General features: G+C 63.8%; 1 protein-coding gene. It reads left to right on the top strand.

Going from position 1 to position 544, the window contains the following annotated elements; all coding sequences use genetic code 11:
* Nucleotides 1–118: 118 nt before the first annotated feature.
* A partial coding sequence (locus AACY45_RS27735; RefSeq protein WP_339548666.1) for an enoyl-CoA hydratase/isomerase family protein occupies nucleotides 119–544 on the top strand: 426 nt, incomplete at its 3' end.

Genomic DNA, 544 nt, shown 5'->3' with positions numbered 1-544 from the left:
CGCGGCAATGACCCCGCGCAGCGGACTATCCTTTGCTTCGTGTCTTCGCGGCTTCGCGTGAATCCGTTTTCACGCGAAGCCGCGAAGGCACGAAGACGACCATGAAAGACGTGTGCGCATGACCAGTGATGTTGTGATTGAGAGGGAAGGGCCTGTCGGCCGGATTCGGCTGAACCGGCCCAAGGCGCTGCATGCGCTGACCACCGATATGTGCGTCGCCATGCTGGCGGCGCTTGATGCGTGGCGGACCGATCCGGCTGTTGAAGCGGTCTTGATTGACCACGCCGAAGGCCGTGGGTTTTGCGCGGGCGGCGACATTCGGATGCTCGCCGAAAGCGGGGCGAAGGACGGGGTCGAGGCGCGGGCGTTTTTCCACACCGAATATCGGCTCAACCACCGGCTGTTCGCCTATGCCAAGCCGACGGTCGCGTTCATGGACGGCATCACGATGGGCGGCGGGGTGGGCCTGGCCTGCCCCTGCGATTTCCGTATCGCGACCGAGAACACCAAATTCGCCATGCCCGAGACCGGGATCGGCCTGTTC

The organism is Pseudomonas sp. RA_35y_Pfl2_P32 (genome assembly GCF_963970735.1).
Taxonomy (GTDB): Bacteria; Pseudomonadota; Gammaproteobacteria; order Pseudomonadales; family Pseudomonadaceae; genus Aquipseudomonas.
The sequence above is the reverse complement of the archived record's forward strand: the minus strand, read 5'-3'. Positions and strand labels throughout refer to the sequence as shown.